Source organism: Rugamonas brunnea (assembly GCF_014042345.1).
GTDB classification, from domain to species: Bacteria; Pseudomonadota; Gammaproteobacteria; order Burkholderiales; family Burkholderiaceae_D; genus Rugamonas; species Rugamonas brunnea.
This window is the reverse complement of record NZ_JACEZT010000003.1, coordinates 36,674-63,079: the sequence shown is the minus strand read 5'-3', so window position 1 is coordinate 63,079 and position 26,406 is coordinate 36,674. Positions and strand designations below refer to the sequence as shown.

The following is a 26,406-nucleotide window of genomic DNA, read 5'->3' as shown; positions in this document are numbered from 1 at the left end:
AACGCAGCACTTAACTATCAGAAGAAGGAAATACACAGTGAACAAGAACGCAATTGCCGTCGCCATCCTTTGCGCCTGCGCCGGCATGGCCCAAGCCCAATCGAACGTCTCCATCTACGGCATCGTCGACGTCGGCCTGATCAAAGGCACCGGCAGCACCCTGCAAGAGGGCAAGGGCGACTTCAACCGCCTCGGCTTCCGGGGCACGGAAGACCTGGGCGACGGCCTGAAGGCCAACTTCCGCCTGGAAATGCGCTTCCTGCCCGACACCGGCACCACCGAGGCGAACGGCCAGCGTCCGCTGTTCCAGGGCCGTTCGTGGGTCGGCCTGTCCGGTGGCTTCGGCGCGATCCGCTTTGGCCGCGACATGACGGCGGTGCAGGACGCGGCTTCGGATTTCGATCCGTTCGGCTTCCAGACCGTGGGCGCGATCGACGCCATCACCGGCAACTACATGTCCGACACTTCGATCGCCTCGTCCGGCAACCGTTTCTCCAATGCCGTGTTCTACAGTACCCCGGTGATGAGTGGCTTCCAGGTCAATGTCTCGGTGGCCACCAAGGAGCCGCTCAACGGCGTGCCGGTGGTCAAGTCCAATCCCTACTCGATCGCCACCGTCTACACGGGCGGCCCGCTGGCGGCCATGGTCGGCTATGAGCGCAGCACCAACGAGGACACCTTCCTGAGCCTGAACGGCTCCTACAAGGTGGGCACGGCCAATCTGATGGCGTCCTACTCGCGCTTCAACCGCGTGCTGGGCGTCGACGAGCGCAACTGGCTGGTGGGCGCCGACATCGCAGTGGCGACCGGCGCCATCAAGGTCGGCTATGGCCAGATCAAGCCGGAGGGCAGTGGTTCGGACAAACAGTATTCGCTGGGCTACTGGCACACGCTGTCCAAGCGCACCAACCTGTACACCGACGTGAGCAGCCGCAAGCCGGCCGCCGGCAAGACCAATAACACGGTCGACGTGGGCATCCATCACACGTTCTGATGGTAATGGCGGCGGGCCGGTCGGCCCGCCGCCCTGGCGCATATACAAGCAAGGACATGATGAAATTCGGCAATCTCACCATCGGCACCCGCATGGCGCTCGGCTACGGACTGGTGCTGCTGTTGCTGGCCGGCGTGGCCGGCCTGGGCCTGGCCGGCATGGCCCGCTCGAACGCGGCTTTGCAGGATGTGGTCCAGGTCAACGCCCAGCGCATCAGCATGCTGGAACAGATGGCCGGTTCGACCCACGTCGTGGCGCGCGTCATGCGCACCATCGCGCTGCTGTCGGACCAGGCGGCGATGGACGCCGAGCGCAAGGAGATCGTGCGCGCGCGCGAGCAATACGGTCGCGCGCTGGCCGCGCTGGAGGCCTCCGGCCTGGACCAGGAGGGGCAGGCGTTCGTGGCCAGGATCAAGCGTGACCAGGCGTCGGCGCAGCCACTGAACGACCAGTTCAACAAGATGATGTGGGACGACAAGGATGGCGCGGTGGCCTTGTTGCTGCGGCGTGCAGGCCCGGCCACGGAGACCTGGCGCATGGAAATCGACGCTTTCATGGCCGTGCAGCGCGAAAAGAGCCGGCATGACGCGCAACAGGCCGCGTTGGCCTACCGCGACGCGCGCTGGTGGATGCTGGCCTTGAGCGGCGCCGCCATCGCGCTCGGCGCCGGCGCCGCCTGGCGCATGACGCGCTCGGTCACCGTCCCCATCGTGGCGGCGGTGGGGGTGGCGCAAGCGGTCGCGCGCGGCGATCTGTCGAGCCGGGTCGGCGCGCGCTCGGCCGATGAGGTCGGCCTGCTGTTGCAGGCCTTGGCCGAGATGAACGGCAACCTGGTGCGCATTGTCGGCCAGGTGCGCGGCAGCGCCGACAGCGTCGCCACCGCCTCGGCGCAGATCGCCGCCGGCAACCAGGACCTGTCGGCGCGCACTGAACAGCAAGCCGGCGAGCTGGAACAAACGGCCGCCTCGATGGAACAATTGACCAGCACCGTGCGGCACAACGCCGACCACGCGCAGCACGCCAACCAGCTGGCGATCGCCGCCTCGCACGTGGCGCAGGAGGGCGGCGTGGTGGTGACACGGGTGATAGAGACGATGACGGGCATCCACGCCGCCGCCGGCAAGATCGCCGACATCACCGGCGTCATCGACGGCATCGCGTTCCAGACCAATATCCTGGCCCTGAACGCGGCCGTGGAGGCGGCGCGTGCAGGCGAGCAAGGCCGCGGCTTCGCGGTGGTGGCCGGCGAGGTGCGCAACCTGGCCCAACGTGCCGCGGCGGCGGCCCGGGAGATCAAGGGCCTGATCGGCGATTCGATGGTCAAGGTGGAGGCCGGCACCGAACTGGCCAGCCAGGCCGGCGCCACCATGCAGGACGTGGTGGCCAGCATCCGCAGCGTGACCGACATCATGGCGGACATCAGCGCCGCCAACCGCGAGCAATCGATCGGGATCGAACAGGTCAACCTGGCCGTGGTGCGGATGGACCAGAGCACCCAGCAGAACGCGGCGCTGGTGGAGCAGGCCACGGCCGCCGCCGGCGCCATGGAGGAACAATCGGCCCGGCTGGCGCAGGTGGTCAGCGCGTTCACGCTGCCCGGGCAGGCCGCCATGGTCGCGTTGCCGTAACAGCTGGCCTGCGGCGGGGGCGTTGTTGTAGCGGCGCCCACGTTCCGCGCACGCCGGATCGCCGCAGGGCCACGTCGGGCAAATTTCCCGCCGCTTTTATGGCATCATCGGCGCTCCGTCAGCCAACGTGTCCCGCCCATGCCCGCCAGCGCCCCGCCGCGTCCCCTCGATCTCAAACGGCAGTTGTTGTTGCGGGTAGGCTGGTTCACGCTGGTGCTGCTGGTGGTGAGCACGGCGGCCGCGCTGCTCGAAGCGCGCCAGCGGGTGCGCGGCGATATCGACCGTACTGGCCCCTTGCTCGCTCAACTGATCAGCGACACCGTGGGGCGCAGCGACAACGCCTACAGCCGCACGCTGAGCGAGGATGACCTGGATTCGGCGCCGCTGCATCCGATCGCCAAACTGGTCCATGTTTGCGTGCGCCTGACCGACATCTATTCCCATCCGGTGGCCCAGCGCTGTTTCGCCGGCGAGCCACGCCTGCCGGCCGCGTTGCGCCAGTGGATGCGCGCCGTGATCGGCGCCGACGCGGTGTACCAGGGCGCGGTCGGGCGCTTCCCCGGCATCGCCATCGGCCAGTTGACCGTCACGCCCGATTATGACCGCGAATTGCTGGACCTGGCCGGTAAGCTGGCGCGGCTGCTGGCGCTGAGCGCCATGCTGCTGTTGTTGAGCTTTTTCATCTACCGCCCGGTGCGCAACGCGCTTGCGCCGTCGGCCGATATCCTCGACACCCTGTCGCGCATGGAGGCGGGCGACCTGCGCGCGCGCATGCCGGCCTTCGCCCTGATCGAGTTGAACCGCATCGGCGCCGCCTTCAACCACCTGCTGGACCGGCTGGACCACACGATCCGGGGCCAGCAACGCCTGGCGCACCGGCTGCTGTCGGTGCGCGAGGAGGAGCGCGCCCACCTGGCGCGCGAGCTGCATGACGAATTGGGCCAGTACCTGGCCTCGCTCAACGCGGAGGCGGCCTTCGCGCGCGAGCTGGCGCTGGAGGGGGTGCCGGCGCTCCTGCCCTGCGCCGAGTCGATCGGCAGGACCAGCGGCCACATGATGGAGGTGCTGCAGCAGATCCTGCACCGGCTGCGTCCCAGCGGCCTGACGGAATTCGGCCTGCTGCCCAGCCTGCAACAGCTGGTCGCCGACTGGAACACGCGCAGCCGTGGCCGCACCGTCTTCACGCTGGCGGCTGATGGCCTGCCGGCCGATATGCCGGATGACGTGGGCGTGAGCGTCTACCGCATCGTGCAGGAAAGCCTGACCAACGCCGTGCGCCATGGCCGCGCGACCCGGGTGGATGTCACGCTCGATTGCGGCGACACCGGCCTGCGCCTGTCCATCGGTGACGACGGCCAGGGCGGCGCGGTGCCGCGACTGGTGCCGGCCGCCGCCGGCGCGGGCGGTACCGGCGCCGCACAAGCTGATACGGCCAGCGGCACCGGCAGTGGTGGCTATGGCCTGCTCGGCATGGAGGAACGGGTGCTGGCCCTGGGTGGCAGCCTGCGGGTGCGTTCCAACGCGGGCGGCGGCACCATGGTGCGGGTCGAGCTGCCGCTGGTGCAGCCGCAGCCGGCGTGCGCAGGCGGGGTGCAGCCATGATCCGTATCTTCCTGGTCGATGACCACGCTGTCGTGCGCGAAGGCTATCGGCGCCTGCTGGAACGCCGTCCCGACCTGCGGGTGGAGGCGGAAGCGGGCAGCGCGGAGGAGGCCTTGCGCCGCTTGCGCGATCTGGATGTCGATGTCGTCGTGCTCGATCTGTCGTTGCCGGACATGGGCGGGATTGAGCTGATCCAGCGCATCGCGCCGCGCCATCCGCAGCTGCGCATGCTCGCCTTCAGCATGCACCGCGATCCCCTGTTCGCCGCGCAAGCCTTGCGCGCGGGCGCGCTGGGCTACGTCACCAAGAGCAGCAGCCCGGACGTGCTGATCGACGCCATTTACCGCATCGCGCGCGGCGAGAAGGTGCTCAGCTCCGACATCGCGCCGGCGATCGCGCTCAGCCTGTTGCAGCGCGAGGCCAATCCGCTCGACGAGCTCAGTCCGCGCGAATTCGAAATCCTGCGCCTGCTGCTCGACGGCCACGGCGCCGAGCAGATCGGCAATACCCTCAATATCAGCCCGAAGACGGTGCAGAACAGCCACTACCAGATCAAGGCCAAGCTGGGCGTGAAAACCGATATCGAACTGACCCGCCTGGCCGTGCGGCTCAAGCTGATCGCCTGAGCCGCACGGGGCAGGGGACTGTGCGCCGCCTCAGCCGGGAACGGCGGCGAGCTGGGCCTGGTACAGCTCGGCCAGCATGGGGAAGGTCACCAAACCCAGCGGCTGGCCGGCGTCGTCAAGCAGCTCGTACAGGACGTCGTCGGCGTCCGGCCGGATGCTGAAGGCAATGATCACATCCTCGTCGCCGCCGCCTTCCCGGTGCGGCCGTTCGCTGGCCGGCGACACGGTGTAGCTGCCGGCCGGGCGGATCTCGCGCAAGCTGCCGTCCGTTTCGTACAGGCGGTGTTCACCCTGCACCACGAACGTGTGGTTCAGCGCCCGGTGGCGGTGCAGCACGATCTGGCCGTGGGCGGGCAACTTGAACAGCACGTCGGCGATGCGGCTTTGCCGGTCCAGGTGCTGGATGTGGAAGTAAAACGGGGGCTCGAATTCGCCGAAGCGGTTCCAGTGGATGGCGCGGTCGTCGAACAGGTAACTGGTCATCTGCAATATCTCCTTGGGTTGTGTGGACAGCGACGTCATTACAACCCGCCGCCCGGGCCCGCACCTAGGGGGCGTTGCCCGCATCGGGCCGGGCGTTTTGCCCGTGCTGCCTGGCCGGCTGGCGCCGGGCAGATTGCCCGTTCGCCGGCGGGCGATTCTCCGTGTCGGCAAGCCGTCCGGCTGCCTAAGATGGCCACAGATGCGGCGCAATGCACGCGTCATCAACCATGGAAAGGGATGGACGATCATGAGAGGATGGGCACGACCTGGCCTGCTGGCCCTGAGTTTGAGTGTCGGTGTCGCTGGCGCGCACGGTGAGGACTTGCGCTTTTGCGGCGGCGCGGTGCAGCGTTCGGACCTGCCGTCCGACCTGGCCCACGTGGTGGGCGACCAGACGGTGGAGTACGCGGTCGACCAGCCGGCCAGCGCGGTCGTTTGCAGCGCCGGCTACGAGGCGGCCAAGTGCGGCGATTTCACCTCCGCCTACCGGATTTTCGATAAATGCATCGCGGCCGGCTATGTCGGCGCGATGATCTGGAAAGCGGCCGCGCTGGAGAATGGCGCCGGCGGCGCGGCGCCTGATTTGCAAGGGGCCGTTGAGCTGGTGCGCCGCGCCGCCATGAGCGGCACCTCCGGCTACGCCACGCTGGCCAAGCTCGATTACGCCCGTGCGCTCTATCTGGGCAGGGGCGTGCCGCGGGATGAAGCAGCGGCCCGCCAGTGGTTCGAGGCGGCGGCCGGCGAGGGCAACGAGGATGCCATCGCCGCCTTGCGCAACTGGACCGCGCCCATGGGGGCGGCGCCGGTCCGGTAAGTCCAGCCTTGCCAGCGGCTGTCACAAATGGGCAGGCTGCTGCGTCTAAGCAGTTCGCGTACTACAATTTGAACTGCCATGACCGCCACCACGCCTGTCACCGACCTCGCCACCTTTGCCGCCCTGCGGCCCAGGCTGTTCTCGATCGCCTACCGCATGCTGGGCACGCGCGCCGACGCGGAAGACGTGGTGCAGGATGCCTGGCTGCGCTGGCATGGCGCCGACGCCGGCCAGTTGCAGTCGGCCGAAGCCTGGCTGGTGACGGTCACCACCCGGCTGGCCATCGACCGCCTGCGCAGCCGCAAGGCCGAGCGCGAGACCTACATCGGCTGGTGGCTGCCCGAGCCGCTGGTGGAACTGGACGAGCGCACCCCGGAAGCGGTGGCCGAACTGGCCAGCGACGTGTCGGTCGCGTTTTTATGGCTGCTGGAGCGGCTGTCGCCCGAGGAGCGGGCCGCCTTCCTGCTGCGCCAGGTGTTCGAGCAGGATTACGCCGACATCGCCGCCATGCTGGAGAAGTCGGAGTCGGCTTGCCGCCAGCTGGTGCACCGCGCGCAGGGCCGGGTGCAGCAGGAACAGCCGCGCTTCGACGTGCCCCGGTCCCAGCATCACCAGTTGCTGGGCCGCTTCATGCAGGCCGCCGCCAGCGGCGACCGCGCCGCCATGAAGGCGATGCTGGGCGACGATGTGCAACTGGTCAGCGACGGCGGCGGCAAGGTGCCGTCGTTCGGCCGCATCCTGCGCGGCGCGGGCCGCATCGCCGGCCTGTACTGGTCGCTCGAACATGCCAACCCGGGCAAAGTCGGCTACCGGCAGGCGCTGGTCAACGGCGAACCGGGTTTGCTGCGCTACGTGGACGGCAAGGTGGAGTCGGCGCAGGCGTTCATCGTCGATGACGGGCGCATCGTGGCCGTGTTCATCATCCGCAATCCGGACAAGCTGGCGGCCATCGCGCCGCTGTATTGAGCGGCCTGTCATCTGTCACAAATGGCGTGGCGGCCACGTCTTACATGCAAGGACGGCGCACTGGGCGCCGGCCACCACATGGAAAGACCTCATCATGACCCAAGCTTCCCGCCTCGCCTTTTTCGAACTGTCTCCGACCTGCCTGCAGGCCATGGTCAACCTGTCCGCCACCGTCAAGAAAAGCGCGCTGGGGCCGCGCCTGATCGAACTGGTGCTGCTGCGTGTTTCGCAGATCAACGGCTGCGGCGTGTGCGTCGACATGCACTGGCGCGACCTGATGCGCCAGGAGGCCGAGCCGCGCCACGTGAACGCCGTCGCCGCCTGGCGCGAGGCGCCGTTCTTCACCGCGCGTGAACGGGCCGCGCTGCGCTGGGCCGAGGCGGTGGCGGGCATCCCGCTGCGCACGCCCGACGACGCCGATTTCGCCGAACTGCAGCAGCACTTCAGCGACAACGAGATCGCGGAACTCGGTTATGCGATCGCCGTCATCACGGGCTGGAATCTGCTCAACGTCAGCTTCCGCAACCAGATCCCGCTCAATCCTCCACCGGGCTTCTGACGTTCTGTTTGTGCTGGTAGGCGGCCAGTTCCCACTGGTCGCGGTTGAAGGTGCGGCCGTTCCAGTCGGTGTCCTGGTACTCCAGCCTGACGAAGTTGTTGACGGCCGGCGCGTACCACACCGTTTCAGTCAACTGGCCGCTGCCGCCGTTGCTGCCCACTTGTTCGCCGTGGTAGTAGCCGGTCACTTCGATCTTCATGGCGTCGAATTCGCCGGCCGGCACCTTGATCCTTTCCCAGCCCACTGCCTTGCCTTTGAAGCGGTAGCGCCAGCGCTTGCCGGCCGCCGGGTTTTCGCCGGTGGCATCACTGCTCCATTCCTTGCCCGGCTCCAGCGGGAAGGCATAGCGCTGGAACGCGGGGTCGAAATGCATGCGGCCGCGGTCGATGGGATTCAGATCGCTGCTGAAGCGCTGTTTGCTTAACAGGGCGCCGCTGGCGGCCCGCTTGATGTCGACATGGATGCCGCTGTCGTCCACGGCCGTCACTTCCATCCGGTTCAGATTGCCCGGCAGTTTCTTCCAGACGTCGGTGTACTGGAAGGTCCAGCTGTCGCCCACGGCCACCTGCGGCGCTGCGATGGGGGCGTGTTCGTCGGCCGCCGCCCCGTTCAGGAAGGACACGATCAGGCTAAGACCCAGGGCGCTGCGCGCCAGATGGCGTTTCATGGTGAGCTCCTTGTAGTGGTGGTGGTAGCGGTGGTGGCGGATCAGCGGGCGCCGAAGAAGGCGGCCGAACTGCTGCGGTTCGCATCCAGTCCGGCGACGAGCAACTGGCGCTTGCCGTTGTTGAGCATGAAGTCGATGCCGATGCCGGCCAGTGTCTGTCCCGCCAGGATGCACGGCGCGGGGCCGAAGGTCATGCTCACATCGAACACGTTTTTGCCGGAAGCGCGCGGCTTGAAGCTGCCGCTGAAGGTGCAGGCGCCCGAGGTGGCCGTGAAGGCGCCCGAGGCGGCGATGCTGAAGGTGTTGGCATAGCCCCGCAGCGAGGTCATGCTCCACGTGCCGGCGATGTCGTTCAGGTTGGCGGCGGCGTTGTAGTCATAGACGGAGGCGGCGACGGCGCTGCTGGTGAAGGTGACCGTGTTGCTCCCTTCCGTCAGCGTGCCGTTCAGGGTATTGCTGGCCGTGTAGCTGGCGCTCAGCGATCCGGCCAGCAACTGGCCGGCGGCGGTGGCGTCCCTGACGTCGGTCGCCGTGAAACTGCCGCCGTTGGCCTGGCCGTTCCCTTGCAGAAAACCTTCAACGGTGAAGGCGCCGGCCACGGTGCTGCCGTAGAGGGTGTAGAACTGGTTGTTTTCCAGGACCAGCGTGTTGTGCGTGCCGCCGGTCGAGAAGCTGCCCTGGTAGACGCCTTGCGGGCTGGCCACGGTGGTGCTGGCGGCAGTGGTGGCGCCGCCGCCGCCGCCGCATCCGGCCAGCGCCGTCAGCGCGAGCAAAGTGAGAGCTGGAACCGCTGGCTTGGTGACATGCATGACCTGTCCTGACATAAAGTTTCGGAAGGCCAATTATAACTTTAAAATTATCAAAAAGGCATCTGTTTATGCCAATGTTTGTGCCAGTGTTTATGGCAATAAGGCGGCGATCACGGCACCCAGCCGGCGTGCCAGCGGGACGATCTCCTCGGCCGTGGTGGCAGCGTATGACAGCACCAGGCCGCTGCGCCGGGTGCCCAGGCAGTAGCCGGACAGCGGCATGACGCTGATGCCGGCATCGGCCGCCGCCTGGGCCACGACCTGGTCGTCCACCGTGTCGGGCAGGCGCAGCGCGCAGTGCACGCCCACGTCCTCGCCGGTGAAGGCGATGGCGCCGCAAGCGAACCACGGCGAGAGCGCCGCCTTGAGCGTGTCCGTCAGCACCTGGCGCCGCTCGGCGTAGATCAGGCGGGTGCGCCGCAGGTGGCTGTCGTAATGGCCTTCGCGGATGAAGGCCGCCAGCACGGCCTGCCCCACCTGCTCGCCTTCGCGGTACAGGTCGGCCGAGGCGTGGGCGAAGTCCTTGGCCAGCGCCGGCGGCACCACGAAGTAGGCCAACCGGATGCCGACGAACAGCGTCTTGCTGAAGGTGCCCAGGTAGATCACGCGGTGGTGCCGGTCCAGCCCTTGCAGCGATTGCAGCGGCGCCGCGCCGAAGCGGTATTCGCTGTCGTAGTCGTCCTCCAGCAGCACGCTGTCGTGGCGACGGGCGAAGTCCAGCCAGTCCTGGCGGCGCTGCAGCGGCATCACGCCACCGAGCGGAAACTGGTGCGACGGCGTCAGGTACACCAGGCGCGGCGGCGTGCCGCCTTCGGTGGGGCAGGGCATGCCCTGATCATCCACGTCCACCGGGCGCAGGCGCAGGCCGTTGCCGTCGAAGACCTTGCTGGCGGCCCAGTGGCCGGGGCTTTCGAACCACACCTCGTCGCCGGTGTCGGCCAGCAGGCGGGCGATCAGGTCCAGCGACTGGCTGGTGCCGTCGGTGATGATCACCTGTTCCGGTTCGCAGTGCACGCCGCGCGACACGCGCAGGTGCTCGGCGATGGCCTGCCGCAGCGCGGGCAGGCCGCCCGGCTCACCCTCCACCAGCGACGAGGCCTCGGCCTGTTTCCAGTGGCGCTGCTGCAGCTGGTTCCATACCTTCAGCGGGAACAGCGTGAGGTCATGTACGCCGGGGCAGAACGGGCGCTTGATGTAGTAGCGGTTCAGCGGATGCTGCACGATGCCGCGGCCGCGCGCGGAAAAGGCCGGTCCCTCGGGCGTGGCCGCCTCTTGGCGCGCGCCGGCCACCACGTCCGGCTCGACCCGGCACACATAGGTGCCCGAGCCGTGGCCGATGACGACGAAGCCTTCATCCTGCAGCGTTTCGTAGATGCTGACCACGGTGTTGCGGGCGATGGCCAGTTCGGCCGCCAGCATGCGGGTGGACGGCAGCTGCACGGCGGCCGGCAGCGTGCCGTCCAGGATGGCGTCCCGGATCAGGCGGATGATCAGGTGCTTGCGCGACAGCGTGGGCCAGGCCGCTTGCGCGCCGGGCAGCTGCTGGTTCAGCCATTCATGGAGTGGCAGGGAGAACATGGGGTCGGGCGAGCTGCGTTGCGGCGGTGGGCATGGGGGAAGGTGGCCTACGGTTGCGGAATCAGGCATCAGCGTGCCGCCGCCGGGGCCATCCTGTCAAGGGGCACGGTGGCGGGACGGTGCGCAACTGGTCCACACGAACGGGCGCGCAGTGGTTCTTGTGCGCGGGCGCGCGGCCCCGCTATGCTGGCGGCATCCTGTATCGATTCCACCACCACCAGCCTGGAAAGCCCGCCGTGTCAGCCTATCCAACGATCACCGTCGCCGAACCGTTCCCCGCATCCCACACCGGCCATGCCGAAAACGAGGCGCTGCACGTGTGCCAGTTACGCGACATCCGCAGCGTGGAATGCGCGCTGTCGGACCTGGCCTCGGTGGCGCGCGGCAAAATCCAGACCACCGCCGAATTTGCCGAACAACGCGGCACGCGGCTGCCGTCCATCATCTTCGGCACCACGGTGGTGGGCGGCGAACCGCGCTCCGTGTACGAAGACCTGATCCCCTGTACCTATCCGGACGTGGCCCTCACGCCGGACTGGTCGACCTTCGCGCCCGATCCGCTGATCGCGCACCGGGCCACCGTGCTGTGCGACGTGGGCGGCGGCTTCACCACACCCAAAGGCGTGGCCGTGGAGGCGGCCTCGCTGTCGCCGCGCAGTATCCTCAAGCGCGTGCTCAAGCGGCTGGACGAGCGCGGCCTGGCGGCGCTGGTGGCGCCGGAGCTGGAGTTCTTCCTGGTCGCCATTCCCGCCGCGCGCCAGGGCACCAGCCTGCCGCCGGCCCCAAGCCCGTTCCATCTGAACGTGCGGGAAAGCTTCATCGATATTTTTTCGCTGGAGCGCACCTCGGCCTTCGAGCCGTTCTTCACCACCTTGTTCGCGGCCTGCCGCGCGCAGCGCATCCCCGTCACCGGCTTCTCGCACGAGGCTGCCGCGTCGCAGTATGAAGTGAACTTCGCGCCCGCCGCGCCGCTGGCCCAGGCCGACGCCGTGTTCCGCTTCAAGCGCCTGGCGCGCGACGTGGCGCTGCGCTATGGCTTCGCCGCCACCTTCCTGGCCAAGCCGTACGTGGAAGGCCCCGGTTCGGGCATGCACTGGCACATGAGCATGCAGCAGCGCGACAGCGGCCGCAATGTGTTCAGCGGCGCCGATGGCGCGGCGTCGGCGGAGCTGCTGGCGTTCGTGGCCGGGATGCAGCGGCACGCGCTGGCGACGACGGCCCTGATCGCGCCTTATCAGAACTCTTACATGCGCTTCCAGAAGCACGAGGCCGCGCCGGCCGCCGCCAGCTGGGGCCAGGACGACCGCTCGGTGGCGTTCCGCATCCCGGTCTCGAACGCGGCCAACCGCCGCATCGAGAACCGGCTGCCGGGCGCGGACGCCAATCCCTACCTGCTGCTGGCGTCCATGATCGCGGCGGGGCTGGACGGCATGGACCGCCGGCTGGAGCCGACATCGTCGCCGGACCCGTTGCCGCTGTCGCTGGACGCGGCGCTGGAGGCGTTCCGCCACGATGACTGGACGCGCGCGCTGTTCGGCGTCCCCTTCGTCGATACCTACGATGCGCTCAAGCGCCACGAACTGGCGCAGCGCGAGCAGGCATCGTCCGGGCTGGAATGGGATATCGCCAACCTGCTGCACCACGCCTGAACGCGGCGCTGGCTGCACCACCTACCGCGACGCGGCCTCGCGGCGCGCGCGGGCAGCCGCGCGGCGTTGGGCCAGGAACGCTTGCAGGTCGTCGAACGTGACCTGGCCGCTGTGGCTGCGGTCGATCTGGTCGAAGTGCTTGACCACGAAGCCCATGCCGGCGCGCCGCGCCTCGTCCACACTGAGGCTGCCGTTGGCATCGAGGTCGGCCTCCTTGAAGCGCTGGCGCATTTTTTCCCATATCTGATGCTGCAGGGCCGGGCCGGCGGCGCCCGGTTCCGACGCGCGCTGGCGCTTGGCCGGCGGCACCCAGGGATCGGGATGGGCGACCACGGGCGCGCCGTCGTTGCTGGCGCTGCTGGTGCCGCTGGTGTCGTTACTGGCGGGCGGACCGGCCGCGATGGCAGCGCCGGCATGCAGCGCGGCGGCCACTGCGCATAGCGCGAGCAGGGCGGCCGGCGCGGCACGGTATCGGGAAGGGCGGGAAGTTTGCATGGTCGTCACTCCGGGGGGCTGGCGGGGCCGGTCAGCGCGCCGCCAGCACGCTGTTGTAGAAACTGATCAGGTCCGCCAACTGGGCGCGCCGCGCGGCGTCGTCCAGGTAGCTCATGTGGCCGCTGGTGTAGTAGCGCAGCCGGATCGCGGGATCGCTGCCCAGCCGCGCCAGGTCCAGCTCGGTCTGGTGGAACGGCGTGGCCAGGTCGTAATAGCCGTTCATCGCCAGCACCTGCATGGCCGGGTTCAGCGTGAGCGCGGCCGACAGGTCGGGCACGGTGTCGGGCAAGGCCTTGCCGTCGTGCTGGAAGTTCCAGCGACTGACGATGTCGTTGTCGGCCACGTAGGCGGAGAGCGCCGTGTAGTGCAGTTCGCCGGCCACATAGCTGGCGATGGCGCGCACGAAGCTGTTGTCGATCACGGTCAGCGACGGATCGCCACCGGCCGCTAGTGTGCTGCCGGTGGGCGCCGCCACGCGCGCGTCGTAACGTCCCACCAGCTGGCCGGGCAGCACGGTGGACTGGAAACTGTCCGGCCCGAGGTCGAAATTCTGTTGCCACGTCAGCGTGGCGATGCCGGTGTAGTTGAACAGCTGGGTGGTCACGCTGGCGCCGGGCGCCAGCCTGCCGTTCAGCCAGCCGCTCATGGCGCTGCGGTAGGGGCCCGCGCTGAAGTCGCGTGCCTGCTGCACGTAGCTGGTCAGATCGCCGGGCAACGGTGTGCTGCGCAGGAAGTAGGCGCCCGTGGCCGCGTAGGTCGGCACGTAGCCCTCGCAGCTGATGGTGTTGGGCGAGAACACGCCGCAGTTGCTGTTGTAGTCGAGGATGGACGATTGCAGCACCAGGCCGTCGATCTGCACGCCGGCCGTCTCCAGCAGGTTGGCCAGCACCGCCGTGCGCGGCGCGCCGTACGATTCGCCGAACAGGAACTTGGGCGAGGCCTGGCGCTGGTTCACTTCCACGTAGCGCCGCACGAAGTCGCGGAACGCGGCCGCGTCGCGGTCCACGCCCCAGAAGTCCTGGTTGGCGTTGGGCGCCACGGCTGCCGAGTAACCGGTGCCGATGGCGTCCACGAACACCAGGTCGGAATGGTCGAGCAAGGTCTCCTGGTTATCGACCAGCTGCAACGGCGGCACCGTGGTGCCGGGAATGCCCGTGACGAGGCGGCGCGGCCCGAACGATCCCAGGTGCAGCCACAGCGAGGCGGAGCCGGGGCCGCCGTTGTAGAAGAAGGTCAGCGGCCGTTTCGCGTCCGGCGTGCCGGCTGTGTAGGCCACGTAGAAGAACGAGGCGACCGGCTGTCCCGTGCCCAGGTCGCGGGCCGTCAGGTGGCCAGTGGTGGCCGTGTAGCTGAACGGCTTGCCGGCCAGCTCGATGGTGCTGTGGATGACGGCGGCGTTCTCGTTGGGGGTGGCCAGCGTGCCCAGGGGATCGCTGGCGTACAGCGTGGCGTCGGCGTAGGCGCCCGGCACGGATGGCGCGACTGGCGGGGTTTGCGGCGCCGTGGCGGGCGCGCCGCCACCGCCGCCGCCGCAGGACGCGAGCAAGGCGAGGCCGATGGCCGCCATTAACCGGGCTGGCCAGGGTGCAGGCGGGGATGGTCGCTGTGTCACGGTCATGTTCCAGTTCGCTCCGCGTGATTGCCGCTCCGGCTGGTCTTCAATAAATAGTAACAAATTTATTGACAGTAATAGTGTCATTAATTACTGTGTCTATATTGTGCAACAACGGAGCTTTGCCGTGTCTTCCGAATTTCGCGCCGATTTCAGCCTCGACGAGCTATGCAACCTTGCGGACCTGCCCAAGCGCACCGTGCGCTACTACATGCAACTGGGCCTGGTCGACCGTCCCGAAGGCGAGACGCGCGCCGCCCGCTACACGGCCAGGCACATGGAGCAACTGCTGCAGATCAGGAAATGGAGCAAGGCCGGGCTCTCGCTCGAACGCATCGGCGCATTGCTGCAGGCGCCGGAGCAGGCGCCAGCGCTGCCGGCGCGGCCCGCCGGCACGGTGGAAGTGTGGAGCCACCTGGTGCTCGCCGACGGGGTGGAACTGCATGTGGAACCGGGCCGGGCCGGTTTGAACCCGGAACAGGCGCGCGCCCTGTATGCAGGTGTGCTGGCCGTCTATGAGCGGATTACCAAAGGGGAGGAAGCGTGATGAACGGTCAGATACTGGTCAGCCAGGGCAGTGCGGTGCTGCGCGGGCGCTACGGCGCACCGCTGACCTTGCGGTCGGTGCGCGCTACGGGCGCCGTGCGCGGGCTGTTGTTCGAGCTGGCGGTGGAGCAGCACTATTGCAATGACGGCGCCGACAACGTGGAGGCGGTCTATACGTTCCCGTTGCCGTGGGGCGCGGTCCTGCTGGACCTGGAAGTGTCCATGGGCGGGAAGGTGCTGCGCGGCGTGGTCCGGCCCCGCGCCAAGGCCGAAGCCGCCTACGAGGACGCGCTCGAACAAGGCGACACCGCCATCCTGCTCGAACGGGCCGCCGATGGCCTCTACACGGTCAGCCTGGGTAACCTGATGGCGGGCGAGAAGGCATCGATACGCTATCGCTACACCCAGTTGCTGCGCTTCGAGCAGGGCGCCGTGCGCATCACCGTGCCGACCGTGGTGGCGCCGCGTTACGGCGACGCGGCCGCCATGCTGGCGCCGCACCAGATGCCGGGCGCCGAGCCGCTGGCATCCTATCCGTTCGACATCGCCATCACGCTCGATGGCCAGCTGGCGCGTGCCAGGATAGGCTCGCCCACCCATCCCATCACCTTGCAGGCCGGCGATGGCAGGGCCGAAGTGGCGCTGTCGCGCACCGGTTACCTGGACCGCGACTTCGTGCTTTCCATCGACGGCCTGCAAGGACAGGGCTTGACGACGGTTGGGCGCGACGGCGATGGCTACGTGGCGCTGGCCAGTTTTTGCCCGGAGCTCAGGGAGACAGTGGCTGCACCGCTGCGGTTGAAGGTGGTGGTCGATTGTTCCGGTTCCATGGCTGGCGGCAGCATCGCGGGCGCGCAGCGGGCCTTGCACGAGGTGCTGTCCCATTTGCAGCCGCAGGACCGCTTCAGCTGCACCCGGTTTGGCAACAATGTCGAGCACCACAGTGAGGGCATGACCTGCGCCACAGGACGGGCGGTGCGCCATGCGGCCGGTTGGGTCGAACGGCTGCGCGCTGACATGGGTGGCACGGAAATCGGCCTGGCGCTGAACGCGGTCTACCAGCTCGATGGCGGCGCGCAGGCGGATCTGCTGCTGGTCACCGACGGCGAAGTGTGGGAGACGGAGGAGTTGATCCGGACCGCGCGCGATAAAGGCCAGCGCATCTTCGCCATTGGCGTCGGCAGCGCGCCGGCCTCCAGCCTGTTGCGCCAGTTGGCGGAGCAGAGCCGTGGCGCGTGCGAGCTGGTCGCGTCGGGCGAGGAAGCGCAGGATGCCATCGTCCGCATGTTCAGGCGCATGCGCCAGAGCGGTGTCGATCAAGTCAGTGTGCAGTGGCCGGCAGCCGCGCGATGGCAGGTGGCGCCGTCCGGCGCCCTGTTCGCACGCGAGACGCTGCACGCGTTCGCGGGATTCGAGGGCGCGCCGCCGGCGGTGGCGACGCTGACGTGGCGCGAGGCGGGCGTGGATGACACTCAGCGCACGCAACTGCGCTTTGACGGTGGCTGTGATGATGGCGACACGCTGGCGCGCATGGCCGCTTCGCTGCGACTGCTGCAGGCGGAGGCGGGTGAACGGCTGGCGCTGGCCGTCCAATACCAGCTGGTGACGGAAGCGACCAGCTTCCTGATCGTGCATGAACGGCAGGCCCACGAGAAGGCGCTGCGGCTACCGGTGCTGCAACACAATCCCAACATGCTGGCCGCCGGCTGGGGCGGCGTGGGGCAGGTCGCGCAGCCTGGCGCGCAGTACAGCGTGGCGGTCTGGCGGCGCGAGTCGGCGAGCGAACAGGTGCGGGCCCTCATGGACAGCGGCATGGAGGCGTACGCTGTGCCGGCCTTCCTGCGCAAGAGCGAGCCGGTGGTGCGTGCGGACGCCTTGTCTGCGTTGCTGAAAGACTGGGCGCGCGAGGGCGCGCGACTGCCATCGTCGTTCGCTGTTTCGCAGCCCGGGCTGCCTTGGGCGTTGCGGGAGCAGCTGCAATTGCTGGTGGAGGCTGGCTACGGGGAGGCGGACGTGTTCGCCGCCTTGCTGGCCGCGCTGATGCCGATGGCGGAGCAAATGGGCCTGGACAGTACCCAGCGTGGCGCGCTGGCGCGCCTTGCCGCCCAGACGGTGGTGGCGCCAGCGTTGCAAGAGGTGGTCGGGGAGGTACTGGCGCACTTTCTCGCGACGGATGGTGCACAGCGGCGCCGGGCGCGCTGGTGGCACAGGCTCCTGCCACGCAAGCACGACGATTCCTCAATTCCAGCCTTCCTGCGCAAGCACGCCGACTGAGCCAGCCAACGGCCCTGCCGGGCTGTGGCGCGACGACGACTGGTGCCGCCCTGTGCGGTGCGCAGCACGTCAGGTGGGCAGGTGATGCCGGGGCAGGCGCAGCGAGAACGTCAATGGCTCGCCGGCATGGTCGCGCACCTGCAACTGGCCGCTATTGTCGGCCAGCAGGCGGCGCGCCACCAGCAGCGCCGCCGCTTCGTCATCGGTCCCAAGCCAGTGGCTGGGGCAGAGGATGTCGATCATGATGTACTTGCCGCGCCGGTAGCCCTGCAAGGTGATCTCGTCGCCGGGATGGCTCTGGTCCAGGCAGGCCTGCAGCAGGCAGATGACGGCGGCCTGGAGCATGTCCGGGCTGCCGGCAAGGGCAAGGCTGTGATCGACCGGCGCCAGCGTCAGGTGCTGCGACAGCGCCACCGCGCATGGCCCCATGGTTGCCGCGATCTGCTCAAGAAACGTGGCCAGCGAAAACAGGTCGAGCAAGGCCGGCGACGGCCGGGCGGCCGCTGCTTCACTGGGCAGTTCATTGAGTATGGCGTCCAGGTTCAACAGGCTGCGTTCGAGGATGGTGCCGGTGATGCCGCCGAGCGTCAGTTCGCGCGCCTTGAGTGCGGCGATGGCTGTGGTGGCCGTGCCCAGGTGTTTCCTGAATTGCTCGCTCAACGCCGTCAGCCGGCGGTGCTCGTCGCGTTCGGACGCGATGGTCGCGGCCGAGTCGTGCCGGAAGCTGTATTCGGAGACGGCGTTGGCGATGGCGCTGTCCAGGCAATGATTGAGCAGCCGGTATTCGGCCACTTCCATCCGCAAATCATGCGCCTCGGCAAGGCCGACAATGGAGTGGCACAGGTCGCCGTAGCTGTGCACCATGTCGTCCAGCGAGATGCCGAGGTCGTACATCTGGGCGCCCTGTACAGAGGCCGTGCTGCCGATTGCCGATTGTGAGGGAACGCCGGAAGCGGGGCCGGAAATCGCGCTGCTGCTGTACATGCCCCGTTCCTGTTCGATCTTCAGGCTGTCGACCAGCTGGTCGAGGAACAGCGAGAAACCCTGTTCCATCTTCGGATCGAGGGCCACCTGCCCCCGTGCTTCGCGCAACTTCCTGGCGTGATCGAGCAGCCAGGAGCGGTGTTGCTGGATGAAATCGTACAGCATGTGCCCTCCGCCAGTTGGGTCATCACTGGGTCAGCATAAGCCTGTACGATAGCCGAGACAAGCGCGGCCGTGGCGGATTGTGTGTGCGCTCAGATTACTTGTGCCAGAACCCCGCGTGGGCCTGGCGCGCCTCGTCCTCGCGTAGCGGACCGATCACTTCCGTGGGACGCTGGCCGCGCGCGAACACGTCGCGGCAGGGCAGGGACAGGGTGGGGTTTTCCGGATCGCTGCCCGTCAGTTGCAGCAGGCTCGCCTCGGACAGCGCGTACACCACCCGGCCCACGCCGCTCCAGTAGGTGCCGCCGGCGCACATGGCGCACGGTTCGGCGGACGAGTACAAGGTGGCGCCGGCCAACTCGGCCGGACTGTGGCGCGACGACGCCTGGCGCAGCGCGTTCATTTCCGCGTGCGCCGTGCGGTCGCTGCTGGAGGCGTTCATGGCTTCCGAGATGATGGCGCCATCGGCGCCCACCACCATGGCGGCGAACGGATGGTGGCCCGCGTCGCGCGAACGCTGGGCCAGGGCCAGAACCTGGGTCAGGAATTGCTGGTCTTGCGGGGTGGCGGTGCTCATGCGCTCTCCTGGATGGCTGCGGCGGGGCGGACCATCCGCCCCGCCGCTTGCAACTGGTGCAGGCATGGTATGCCGGCCAGGCGGCGAAATATACGGTATAAACGATATATACCGTATATCGAAGCCATTACTTCGTCAGGCCCTTACTTCGGAATGCTGCCTTCCACGCCTTGCACGTAGAAGTTCATCGACATCAGGTCCTTGAACGGCATCACGGCGCCGGCGGCCACCTTGATGGCGCCCGACTGGTCCTTGATCGGGCCCTGGAACGGAGTGAACTTGCCGCTGGCGATCAGGGCTTTTTTCTCCTCGAAGGCCTTGGCCGCGTCAGGCTTGACGGCCGCGTTCAGGGGCGACATCTTGATCATGCCTTCCTTGATGCCGCCATGGATGTCGGTCGGCTTCCAGGTGCCCGCCATCACGGCCTTGGCGGTATCGATGTAGTAGCCGCCCCAGTTGTTGACGACCGCCGTCAGGTGCGCCTTGGGGGCGAACTTGACCATGTCCGAGTCCCAGCCGAAGGCGTAGATGCCTTTTTCCTGGGCCACTTGCAGCGTGGCCGGCGAGTCGGTGTTCTGGGTCAGCACGTCGGCGCCCTGGGCGATCATGGTCTCGGCGGCCTGGCGTTCCTTGGCCGGGTCGTACCACGAGCTGACCCAGATCACCTTGGTCTTGACGGCCGGGTTGACGCTCTGCGCGCCCAGCGTGAAGGCGTTGATGTTGCGGATCACTTCCGGGATCGGGAACGAGGCGACCATGCCCAGCACGTTGGATTTGGTCATCTTGCCCGCGACCACGCCCAGCAGGTAGGCGCCTTCGTAGGTCTTGGTTTCATAGGTGCCCATGTTCTTGCCGGTCTTGAAGCCGGTGGCGTGCTCGAACACGACGTTGGGGAAGGCCTTGGCCACCTTTTCCGTCGGATTCATGAAGCCGAACGAGGTGGTGAAGATCAGCTTGTTGCCGTCGGCGGCCAGCTTGCGGATCACGCGCTCGGCGTCCGCGCCCTCGGGCACGTTTTCCACGTAGGTGGTCTTGACCTTGTCGCCCAGTTCCTTTTCCAGGGCCAGGCGGCCTTGCTCGTGGGCATAGGTCCAGCCGGCGTCGCCGACGGGGCCCACATACACGAAGCCGACCTTGAACGGTTCGGCCGCTTGCGCGGGCGCGGCGGCGGCCATGCCCAGGGTGGCCGCCAGGGTGGCGTAGGCCAGCAGAGTACGACGTTTCATCATGACGTTTCCTGTTCTTGAGTGGGGGCGGGGATCAGAAATGGTACTCGACGCGGATCATCGGGGTCTTGGCCGTGGCGCCCGGGTTGTTGTGGTCCGAGTTGCCGAACTTGTTCTTCCAGTACTGGTACTCGAGGCCGACCTTGAACACGTTCTTGCCCGAGCCCATGGCCGCGCCCACATCGTACATCAGCTGCATGTCGATGTTGGTTTCCTTGGCCGTGTCGCCGCCGAATTCATCCTTGCCCTTGGTGCCGATGAAGTTGGCGTAGCCTTCGAACGACAGCGGGATGGCGGTGCCGATCGGGATGCCCCAGGCGGCCGTCAGCATCGGGTGGGTCTTGTAGCGGTAGCGGTCGATGGCGGTGTTGGTGTAGCCATTGTAGGGCGCGTTGCTTTCCCACAGGGCCAGCAGGCTGATGTTGAGGAAGCCGGGCACGTCCATCATCAGGGTGGGGCCGGCCACCAGCATGCGCTTCTTCGAGTTGTAGCCGGCGTCGGTCTTGCTGTTGACGTCAAAGCCGGCCGTGATGCCCATGCCGCGCACGGGGCCGAAGGCGTAGTTGGCGCCCGTCACCTTGCCCAGGTCCAGCGTGTGGCGGTAGACGGCGTAGGCTTCGTGCGCGCCGGTCTTGGCGCCCACCGACGATGGGTCCTTGTCGTCCGACATCAGGAAGTCGACGCTGAAGAAGTTGGTGCCGTACTTGTAGCCGCTCACGTTGCTCAGGTTGACGATGCTCTTGCTGATGTCCTGGTTGTTGAACGGCTCGGCGAATTTGGTGCCGTAGCGGTAGCTGAGCGAGGTGTCGCTCCAGTCGGCGGCCTGGGCGGCGGTGCAGGCGCCGGCGGCGAGCAGGGCGAGGATGGCGGTACGTTTGAATGGCAGTGGCTTCATGCGAACTCCTGGAACAGAGGTTGATAACGAAAATCGGACGGCAGCGATGATACCGGTGTGTTGCAGTTTGAATCCAATCATTGGCAATAATTGGATGCGATTCTTGCTTTGGTGATCTAGCAAATAGTAGGCCAGAGTGTCATCGAAATGAAATAAATGCTGCATTTCATTATGTAATTGTGGTTTTTACGCCATGCCGGAGCGGGCGCCGGGCCGCGCCGCCACTGGCTTTGCGCCTCGCGACTGGGCGCGCGGCGCACCACGGGTGGGCGGCGGCCGGCAAAACGCCACGCGCTGGTGCGCGCGGCGCATGTGTATGCAATCGCCCTCAGAAGCCCGACAGGGCCTCGGCCAGGTTGATCTTGCGTTCCGGTTCGCCCAGCCGCAGCCGGCCTTCGATTTCCAGCAAATGATGGTCAATCAGGGCCGTGGCCTCGGCCACCTTGCGCTGCTCGATCAGCGACATCAGGTCCTGGTGCTCGTCGTTCTCGCACATGGGCGCGCCCGGGCTTTCGTACAGCGCGATGATCAGCGAGCAGCGCGACACCAGTTCCGACATGAAGCGCAGCAGCACCTGGTTGCCGGCCAGTTCGGCCAGCAGCAGGTGGAATTCGCCGCCCAGCCGGATCCAGCTGGCGCGGTCGCCCGTGCGGCGGGCCTGGTCTTCCGCCTCCAGCGCGGCGCGGATCTGCTGTAGCGAGGCGGGGGTGGCGTTGCGGATCACCAGCGGCACGATCTCGCGCTCCACGGCGCGGCGCGCGGCGAAGATGTCGCGCGCCTCCTCCGGCGTGGGCGAGGCGATCACGGCGCCGCGGTTGGGGCGCAGTTCGATGATGTGGTCGTGCGCCAGCCGTTGCAGCGCCTTGCGCACGGTGGTGCGGCTGACCTGGTACAGCTCGCAGAAATCCGCTTCGCCCAGATGGGTGCCGGGCGGCAACCGGTGGCTCATGACGGCGTTGACGACGGCGCGGTAGATGCGCAGGTCGATGGCGGTGGTGCCGCGCTTGAGGCGGGCGGCCGGCGCGGGCGCGGGCGTTGCAACGGCCGTGGCCGCGGTGGTCTCGGCCGAAGCTGCCGGGGCGCGGGTTTTACGCTTGCCCGTGGCGCGGGGCGCGGGGGTGGGGCTGCTCATCTTGGTTCTCCTGTAGCGTGCGCGGGTCGGGCCCGGCGGGTCTGCGCCATGTAAAGCAGGATTCGTGCTCATATTGTGTACGAAACTGGCCACAATTTGGTGGCGAGTGGATACAATTTCGCACGTTTGTGGTGAATCCGCACGCTTTATATAGTGCGTTTTTGCCCACAAGCTGCGCAAAAAAAGTGCGTGAAGTCATGCGCGAGAGCGTATGCTTTCAACCATCGCGCGCAGAGGCCGGCCACCGGGCGGTGGCACGGAGCTTGCGTAGTTCGATGACTATGCTCGCAAGCATTTGTATACAACGAGGAGGTTCCGCCCGATGAACGACACCGCCGCCCCGGCCACGCCGCCGCGCCACGAGCCGCGCCTGCAGCTGCGGGGCATAACCAAGATTTATCCGTCCGTGGTCGCCAACGCCGAGGTGGACCTGACGGTGATGCCGGGCGAGATACACGCCGTGTTGGGCGAGAACGGCGCCGGCAAGAGCACGCTGATGAAGATCATCTACGGCGTGACCAAACCCGACGAAGGCCAGATCCAGTGGGAAGGCCGGGAAGTGGCGATCCACTCGCCGCACGACGCGCGCAAGCTGGGCATCGGCATGGTGTTCCAGCATTTCGCGCTGTTCGAGACGCTGACGGTGGCGCAGAACATTTCGCTGGCGCTGGACGAGAAGGCGTCGCCGGAACAACTGGCGCCGCGCATCCGCAGCGTATCTGAACAATACGGCCTGCCGCTGGACCCGGACCGGCTGGTGCACAGCATGTCCGTGGGCGAGCGCCAGCGGGTCGAGATCGTGCGCTGCCTGCTGCAGTCGCCCCGGTTGCTGATCATGGATGAACCGACCTCCGTGCTGACGCCGGACGCCGTGCTCAAGCTGTTCGAGTCGCTGCGCCGGCTGGCGGCCGAGGGCATGAGCATCCTCTACATCAGCCACAAGCTCGACGAGATCCAATCGCTGTGCGACAAGGCCACCGTGCTGCGCATGGGGCGCGTGTCGGGCACCGCCGTGCCGAAGGAGGAAAGCGCTCGTTCGCTGGCCGAGCTGATGATAGGCCGCGAGCTGCCTACCTGCCGCCACCTGCCGCGCGCACCGGGCGAAGTGCGGCTGGCCATAGCCCACCTGAACGTGGCCAGCGACGATCCGTTCGGCGTGCATTTGAAGGACATCAGCCTGGAATTGCGCAGCGGCGAGATCGTCGGCATCGCCGGCATCTCCGGCAACGGCCAGCAGGAGCTGTTGAAGGCTATCTCGGGCGAGCGCCTGCTGGCGCACGGCGACGCGATCCGCATGAACGGCCAGCCTGTGGGCCGGCTCAACGCGGCCCAGCGCCGCCAGCTGGGCCTGGGCTTCGTGCCCGAGGAGCGCCTCGGGCGCGGCGCCGCGCCGGCCCTGTCGCTGGCCGACAACGCGCTGCTGACCGGCTACATCCCGGCCGGCGGCGCCGGCATGGTCAAGCGCGGCCTGATCCAGTTCGGCGCCGTGCGCACCTTCGCGCGCGAGGTCATCGAACGCTTCAAGGTCAAGTGCGGCGGCGAGGAGTCGGCCGCCGCCAGCCTGTCGGGCGGCAACCTGCAGAAATTCATCGTCGGGCGCGAGATCATGCTGGCGCCCAAGGTGGTGGTGTTCGCCCAGCCCACTTGGGGCGTGGACATCGGCGCGGCCATGCTGATCCGCCAGGCCATCATCGACCTGCGCGACCAGGGCGCGGCCGTGCTGGTGCTGTCGGAGGAGCTCGACGAGTTGTTCCAGATGAGCGACCGGCTGGCCGTGCTGGCCCAGGGCCGGCTGTCGCGCACCGTGCCGGCCGCCTCCACCACCATCCACCAGATCGGCGTGTGGATGAGCGGCGACTTCGATCATGTCGACCCGCCCGCCGACCAACCCGCACCAGGAGCTGCCCATGTCACGGCTTGAATTACGTCCCGAACCTTCGCGCGCCATGATGCTGGCCTCGCCGCTGATCGCGGCGCTGGCCATGCTGGTCACGGGGTCCGTGCTGTTCTCGTTCCTGGGCCAGGACCCGTTGCACGCCTTCTTCGTCTACTTCATCAAGCCCGCCAGCACCTTGTACGGTGTCGGCGAACTGCTGCTCAAGGCCACCCCGCTGATCCTGTGCGGCGTGGGCCTCGCGCTCGGCTTCCGCGCCAACGTGGCCAACATCGGCGCCGACGGCCAGCTCACGGTGGGCGCCATCGCGGCCGGCTGCGTGGCCCTGTATTTCGACGACGTGCAGGCCGGCTGGCTGCTGCCGCTGATGCTGGTGGCCGGCGCGCTGGGCGGCATGGCCTGGGCCGCCATCCCGGCGCTGCTGCGCACCCGCTTCAACACCAGCGAGATCCTGGTCAGCCTGATGCTGGTCTATGTGGCCTACCTGCTGCTCAGCTACCTGGTGCATGGCCCGCTGCGCGACCCGGCCGGCTTCAACTTCCCGCAGTCCAAGATGTTCCAGGATGCCGCCATGCTGCCGCTGCTGATGGAAGGCTTGCGCGTGAACGCGGCGTTCCCGCTGTCGCTGCTGGTGGCGGCCGGCGCCTGGTTCTTCTGCGCCCGCACCTTCGCCGGCTACCGCATGCAGGTGAGCGGCATGGCGCCGGCCGCCGCCGCCTACGCCGGCTTCAGCGAGCCGCGCAACGTGTGGGTGGCGTTCATGATCAGCGGCGCGCTGTCGGGCATCGCCGGCGTGGGCGAGGTGGCCGGTCCGCTGGGCCAGCTGCAACCGTCGGTGTCGCCCGGCTACGGCTTCGCCGCCATCATCGTGGCCTACGTGGGCCGCTTGCATCCGCTGGGCGTGCTGCTGTCGGCGCTGCTGATGTCCCTGCTCTACATCGGCGGCGAGACGGCCCAGATCGAACTGCAACTGCCGTCGGCCATCACCGGCCTGTTCCAGGGCTTGCTGCTGTTCTACCTGCTGGCGGCCGACCTGTTCATCCATTACCGCTTCAAGCCGCGCCACCGCGCCGTGCCCCATGTGGCCGCCGCCGCGCCCACCCCAACCGAAGGGACCGCATCATGAATACCGAGTTGTTGATCGCCTTCCTGGCCAGCACCGCCGGCGCCGCCACGCCGCTGATCCTCGCCTCCATGGGCGAACTGGTGACGGAGCGCTCGGGCGTGCTCAATCTCGGCCTGGAGGGCATGATGCTGGTGGGCGCCGTGACCGGCTTCGCCGTCACCCTGGGCACCGGCAGCATGACGCTGGGCCTGCTCGGCGCGATGGCGGTGGGCATGGCGATGGCGCTGATCTTCGGCTTCCTCGTGCTCACGCTGCAAACCAACCAGGTGGCCACCGGGCTGGCGTTGACCCTGTTCGGGGTGGGCCTGTCGGCGTTCATGGGGCGCGGCTTCGTCGGCCAGACCATCGATCCGCTGCCGCACCTGCATTTCCCCGTGCTGTCGGAACTGCCGTTCGTGGGGCCGCTGCTGTTCCGCTTCGACATCATGGTGTACGCCTCGGTGGCGCTGGTGGCCGTGGTGGGCTGGATGCTGGCCCGCACCCGGCTGGGCCTGCTGATCCGCGCCGTCGGCGAGTCGCCCGACAGCGCGCACGCCATCGGCTTCCCCGTGATCGGGCTGCGCTACGGCACCGTGCTGTTCGGCGGCGCCATGGCCGGCCTGGGCGGCGCCTACCTGTCGATGGCGCTCACGCCGATGTGGGTGGAGGGCATGACGGCCGGCCGCGGCTGGATCGCGCTGGCGCAAGTGGTGTTCGCCACCTGGAAGCCGCGCGGCGTGCTGGTGGGCGCCTACCTGTTCGGCGGGGTGACGGTGCTGCAGTTCCATGGCCAGGGCATGGGCCTCGCCGTGCCGTCCGAGTTCCTGTCCATGCTGCCTTACCTGGCCACCATCGTGGTGCTGGTGATCATTTGCCGCAATCCGCAGACCATCCTGCTCAACAAGCCCATGTCGCTGGGCCAGAACTTCCGCGCCGACTGAGCCGGTGTGGCGGGCGCGCGACGCCCGCCATGACGCTGCGCAACGCCCGCCCTCTGAGGCGGGCGTTTGTTTTCCATGTCGCAATAATGTGAGAGTTTGTTGCGAAACTTACCGACTATACTAAAACCATAGATACGGCTGGTATCACGGCCGGACGGGCCAGATCGCCCGCGCAAATCTACAGGCGG

At 67.6% G+C, this 26,406-nt stretch carries 24 protein-coding genes; 13 read left to right on the top strand and 11 right to left on the bottom strand.

What is annotated here, in order from left to right; all coding sequences use genetic code 11:
- Positions 1-37: 37 nt before the first annotated feature.
- From H3H37_RS05985 to H3H37_RS05970, 4 genes are all read left to right on the top strand, one after another.
- Entirely contained in the window at positions 38-994 is a 957-nt protein-coding gene (locus tag H3H37_RS05985) for a porin (protein ID WP_182160746.1), read from the top strand.
- A 56-nt stretch (positions 995-1,050) separates the two neighbouring features.
- A complete protein-coding gene (locus H3H37_RS26090) occupies positions 1,051-2,622 on the top strand; it encodes a methyl-accepting chemotaxis protein (RefSeq protein WP_311197406.1) in 1,572 nt (523 codons plus the stop codon).
- Positions 2,623-2,760: 138 nt separating this feature from the next.
- A complete protein-coding gene (locus H3H37_RS05975; RefSeq protein ID WP_182160745.1) occupies positions 2,761-4,224 on the top strand; it encodes a sensor histidine kinase in 1,464 nt (487 codons plus the stop codon).
- Positions 4,221-4,850, top strand: coding sequence for a response regulator (locus H3H37_RS05970; RefSeq protein WP_182160744.1), 630 nt, complete (start codon positions 4,221-4,223; stop codon positions 4,848-4,850). The genes H3H37_RS05975 and H3H37_RS05970 overlap by 4 nt, the downstream gene beginning before the upstream one ends.
- 30 nt (positions 4,851-4,880) lie before the next feature.
- On the opposite strand, the gene H3H37_RS05965 is transcribed toward H3H37_RS05970, so the two are convergent.
- On the bottom strand, positions 4,881-5,333 hold the full coding sequence (locus tag H3H37_RS05965; protein WP_182160743.1) for a cupin domain-containing protein: 453 nt from the start codon (positions 5,331-5,333) through the stop codon (positions 4,881-4,883).
- 247 nt (positions 5,334-5,580) lie between these two features.
- On the opposite strand from H3H37_RS05965, the gene H3H37_RS05960 reads away from it, so the two are divergent.
- The 3 genes from H3H37_RS05960 (at position 5,581) to H3H37_RS05950 (ending at position 7,672) form a co-directional block, all read left to right on the top strand.
- Positions 5,581-6,147, top strand: coding sequence for an SEL1-like repeat protein (locus tag H3H37_RS05960; RefSeq protein ID WP_182160742.1), 567 nt, complete (start codon positions 5,581-5,583; stop codon positions 6,145-6,147).
- Between the two features lie 78 nt (positions 6,148-6,225).
- Positions 6,226-7,113 (top strand): RNA polymerase sigma-70 factor, encoded by an 888-nt coding sequence (locus H3H37_RS05955; RefSeq protein WP_182160741.1) that lies wholly within the window; start codon positions 6,226-6,228, stop codon positions 7,111-7,113.
- Between the two features lie 94 nt (positions 7,114-7,207).
- A complete protein-coding gene (locus tag H3H37_RS05950; RefSeq protein ID WP_182160740.1) occupies positions 7,208-7,672 on the top strand; it encodes a carboxymuconolactone decarboxylase family protein in 465 nt (154 codons plus the stop codon).
- Here H3H37_RS05950 and H3H37_RS05945 read toward each other — a convergent pair.
- The 3 genes from H3H37_RS05945 to pdxR all read right to left on the bottom strand — a co-directional run bounded on the left by H3H37_RS05945 (position 7,650) and on the right by pdxR (position 10,795).
- Positions 7,650-8,339 (bottom strand): hypothetical protein, encoded by a 690-nt coding sequence (locus H3H37_RS05945; protein ID WP_229218687.1) that lies wholly within the window; start codon positions 8,337-8,339, stop codon positions 7,650-7,652. The genes H3H37_RS05950 and H3H37_RS05945 overlap by 23 nt on opposite strands.
- A 41-nt stretch (positions 8,340-8,380) precedes the next feature.
- Positions 8,381-9,148 carry a hypothetical protein gene (locus H3H37_RS05940; RefSeq protein WP_182160739.1) on the bottom strand — a complete coding sequence of 256 codons (768 nt, stop codon included), beginning with the start codon at positions 9,146-9,148 and terminating at the stop codon, positions 8,381-8,383.
- Positions 9,149-9,238: 90 nt separating this feature from the next.
- Positions 9,239-10,795, bottom strand: coding sequence for a MocR-like pyridoxine biosynthesis transcription factor PdxR (gene pdxR, locus H3H37_RS05935; protein ID WP_182160738.1), 1,557 nt, complete (start codon positions 10,793-10,795; stop codon positions 9,239-9,241).
- A 167-nt stretch (positions 10,796-10,962) separates the two neighbouring features.
- Here pdxR and H3H37_RS05930 point away from each other — a divergent pair, with 167 nt between their 5' ends.
- Complete coding sequence (locus H3H37_RS05930) at positions 10,963-12,375, top strand: glutamine synthetase family protein (RefSeq protein WP_182160737.1); 1,413 nt, start codon at positions 10,963-10,965, stop codon at positions 12,373-12,375.
- A 21-nt stretch (positions 12,376-12,396) separates the two neighbouring features.
- Here H3H37_RS05930 and H3H37_RS05925 read toward each other — a convergent pair whose 3' ends face one another.
- Positions 12,397-12,870 (bottom strand): EF-hand domain-containing protein, encoded by a 474-nt coding sequence (locus tag H3H37_RS05925; protein ID WP_182160736.1) that lies wholly within the window; start codon positions 12,868-12,870, stop codon positions 12,397-12,399.
- A 31-nt stretch (positions 12,871-12,901) separates the two neighbouring features.
- The gene (locus tag H3H37_RS05920; RefSeq protein ID WP_229218685.1) at positions 12,902-14,437 is read right to left on the bottom strand and encodes a S10 family peptidase; all 1,536 of its coding nucleotides are present in this window, start codon (positions 14,435-14,437) and stop codon (positions 12,902-12,904) included.
- A 172-nt stretch (positions 14,438-14,609) separates the two neighbouring features.
- Between H3H37_RS05920 and H3H37_RS05915 the strand changes: the two genes are divergently transcribed.
- Entirely contained in the window at positions 14,610-15,029 is a 420-nt protein-coding gene (locus tag H3H37_RS05915; RefSeq protein WP_311197404.1) for a MerR family transcriptional regulator, read from the top strand.
- Positions 15,029-17,302, top strand: coding sequence for a VIT domain-containing protein (locus H3H37_RS05910; protein WP_182160734.1), 2,274 nt, complete (start codon positions 15,029-15,031; stop codon positions 17,300-17,302). Before H3H37_RS05915 ends, H3H37_RS05910 begins: the two co-directional genes overlap by 1 nt.
- 69 nt (positions 17,303-17,371) lie before the next feature.
- Here the strand turns inward: H3H37_RS05910 and H3H37_RS05905 are convergent, their stop codons facing one another.
- The 5 genes from H3H37_RS05905 to H3H37_RS05885 form a co-directional block, all read right to left on the bottom strand.
- Positions 17,372-18,451 (bottom strand): sensor histidine kinase family protein, encoded by a 1,080-nt coding sequence (locus H3H37_RS05905; protein ID WP_182160733.1) that lies wholly within the window; start codon positions 18,449-18,451, stop codon positions 17,372-17,374.
- 94 nt (positions 18,452-18,545) lie between these two features.
- The gene (locus H3H37_RS05900; protein WP_182160732.1) at positions 18,546-19,025 is read right to left on the bottom strand and encodes a nucleoside deaminase; all 480 of its coding nucleotides are present in this window, start codon (positions 19,023-19,025) and stop codon (positions 18,546-18,548) included.
- Between the two features lie 143 nt (positions 19,026-19,168).
- A complete protein-coding gene (locus H3H37_RS05895) occupies positions 19,169-20,254 on the bottom strand; it encodes a BMP family ABC transporter substrate-binding protein (RefSeq protein ID WP_182160731.1) in 1,086 nt (361 codons plus the stop codon).
- Between the two features lie 31 nt (positions 20,255-20,285).
- Positions 20,286-21,146 carry an outer envelope protein gene (locus tag H3H37_RS05890; RefSeq protein WP_182160730.1) on the bottom strand — a complete coding sequence of 287 codons (861 nt, stop codon included), beginning with the start codon at positions 21,144-21,146 and terminating at the stop codon, positions 20,286-20,288.
- 328 nt (positions 21,147-21,474) lie between these two features.
- A complete protein-coding gene (locus tag H3H37_RS05885; protein ID WP_182160729.1) occupies positions 21,475-22,278 on the bottom strand; it encodes a GntR family transcriptional regulator in 804 nt (267 codons plus the stop codon).
- Between the two features lie 322 nt (positions 22,279-22,600).
- On the opposite strand from H3H37_RS05885, the gene H3H37_RS05880 reads away from it, so the two are divergent.
- The 3 genes from H3H37_RS05880 to H3H37_RS05870 are packed head-to-tail and all read left to right on the top strand — an operon-like array spanning position 22,601 to position 26,218.
- Entirely contained in the window at positions 22,601-24,199 is a 1,599-nt protein-coding gene (locus tag H3H37_RS05880; RefSeq protein ID WP_182160728.1) for an ABC transporter ATP-binding protein, read from the top strand.
- Positions 24,186-25,298 carry an ABC transporter permease gene (locus tag H3H37_RS05875; RefSeq protein WP_182160727.1) on the top strand — a complete coding sequence of 371 codons (1,113 nt, stop codon included), beginning with the start codon at positions 24,186-24,188 and terminating at the stop codon, positions 25,296-25,298. Before H3H37_RS05880 ends, H3H37_RS05875 begins: the two co-directional genes overlap by 14 nt.
- Positions 25,295-26,218, top strand: a complete 924-nt coding sequence (locus tag H3H37_RS05870; protein ID WP_182160726.1) for an ABC transporter permease — start codon at positions 25,295-25,297, stop codon at positions 26,216-26,218. Before H3H37_RS05875 ends, H3H37_RS05870 begins: the two co-directional genes overlap by 4 nt.
- The last annotated feature ends 188 nt before the right edge of the window (positions 26,219-26,406 follow it).

What these genes read in the sequence shown, in the direction of transcription:
- H3H37_RS05940 (WP_182160739.1), bottom strand. Translation starts at nt 9,148, where the DNA reads ATGCATGTCACCAAGCCAGCGGTTCCAGCTCTCACTTTGCTCGCGCTG.
- H3H37_RS05925 (WP_182160736.1), bottom strand. Translation starts at nt 12,870, where the DNA reads ATGCAAACTTCCCGCCCTTCCCGATACCGTGCCGCGCCGGCCGCCCTG.
- H3H37_RS05905 (WP_182160733.1), bottom strand. Translation starts at nt 18,451, where the DNA reads ATGCTGTACGATTTCATCCAGCAACACCGCTCCTGGCTGCTCGATCAC.
- H3H37_RS05885 (WP_182160729.1), bottom strand. Translation starts at nt 22,278, where the DNA reads ATGAGCAGCCCCACCCCCGCGCCCCGCGCCACGGGCAAGCGTAAAACC.
- H3H37_RS05965 (WP_182160743.1), bottom strand. Translation starts at nt 5,333, where the DNA reads ATGACCAGTTACCTGTTCGACGACCGCGCCATCCACTGGAACCGCTTC.
- H3H37_RS05945 (WP_229218687.1), bottom strand. Translation starts at nt 8,339, where the DNA reads ATGAAACGCCATCTGGCGCGCAGCGCCCTGGGTCTTAGCCTGATCGTG.
- H3H37_RS05895 (WP_182160731.1), bottom strand. Translation starts at nt 20,254, where the DNA reads ATGATGAAACGTCGTACTCTGCTGGCCTACGCCACCCTGGCGGCCACC.
- H3H37_RS26090 (WP_311197406.1), top strand. Translation starts at nt 1,051, where the DNA reads ATGATGAAATTCGGCAATCTCACCATCGGCACCCGCATGGCGCTCGGC.
- H3H37_RS05870 (WP_182160726.1), top strand. Translation starts at nt 25,295, where the DNA reads ATGAATACCGAGTTGTTGATCGCCTTCCTGGCCAGCACCGCCGGCGCC.
- H3H37_RS05975 (WP_182160745.1), top strand. Translation starts at nt 2,761, where the DNA reads ATGCCCGCCAGCGCCCCGCCGCGTCCCCTCGATCTCAAACGGCAGTTG.
- H3H37_RS05875 (WP_182160727.1), top strand. Translation starts at nt 24,186, where the DNA reads ATGTCACGGCTTGAATTACGTCCCGAACCTTCGCGCGCCATGATGCTG.
- pdxR (WP_182160738.1), bottom strand. Translation starts at nt 10,795, where the DNA reads ATGCCTGATTCCGCAACCGTAGGCCACCTTCCCCCATGCCCACCGCCG.
- H3H37_RS05900 (WP_182160732.1), bottom strand. Translation starts at nt 19,025, where the DNA reads ATGAGCACCGCCACCCCGCAAGACCAGCAATTCCTGACCCAGGTTCTG.
- H3H37_RS05910 (WP_182160734.1), top strand. Translation starts at nt 15,029, where the DNA reads ATGAACGGTCAGATACTGGTCAGCCAGGGCAGTGCGGTGCTGCGCGGG.
- H3H37_RS05880 (WP_182160728.1), top strand. Translation starts at nt 22,601, where the DNA reads ATGAACGACACCGCCGCCCCGGCCACGCCGCCGCGCCACGAGCCGCGC.
- H3H37_RS05955 (WP_182160741.1), top strand. Translation starts at nt 6,226, where the DNA reads ATGACCGCCACCACGCCTGTCACCGACCTCGCCACCTTTGCCGCCCTG.
- H3H37_RS05960 (WP_182160742.1), top strand. Translation starts at nt 5,581, where the DNA reads ATGAGAGGATGGGCACGACCTGGCCTGCTGGCCCTGAGTTTGAGTGTC.
- H3H37_RS05950 (WP_182160740.1), top strand. Translation starts at nt 7,208, where the DNA reads ATGACCCAAGCTTCCCGCCTCGCCTTTTTCGAACTGTCTCCGACCTGC.
- H3H37_RS05920 (WP_229218685.1), bottom strand. Translation starts at nt 14,437, where the DNA reads ATGGCGGCCATCGGCCTCGCCTTGCTCGCGTCCTGCGGCGGCGGCGGT.
- H3H37_RS05970 (WP_182160744.1), top strand. Translation starts at nt 4,221, where the DNA reads ATGATCCGTATCTTCCTGGTCGATGACCACGCTGTCGTGCGCGAAGGC.
- H3H37_RS05890 (WP_182160730.1), bottom strand. Translation starts at nt 21,146, where the DNA reads ATGAAGCCACTGCCATTCAAACGTACCGCCATCCTCGCCCTGCTCGCC.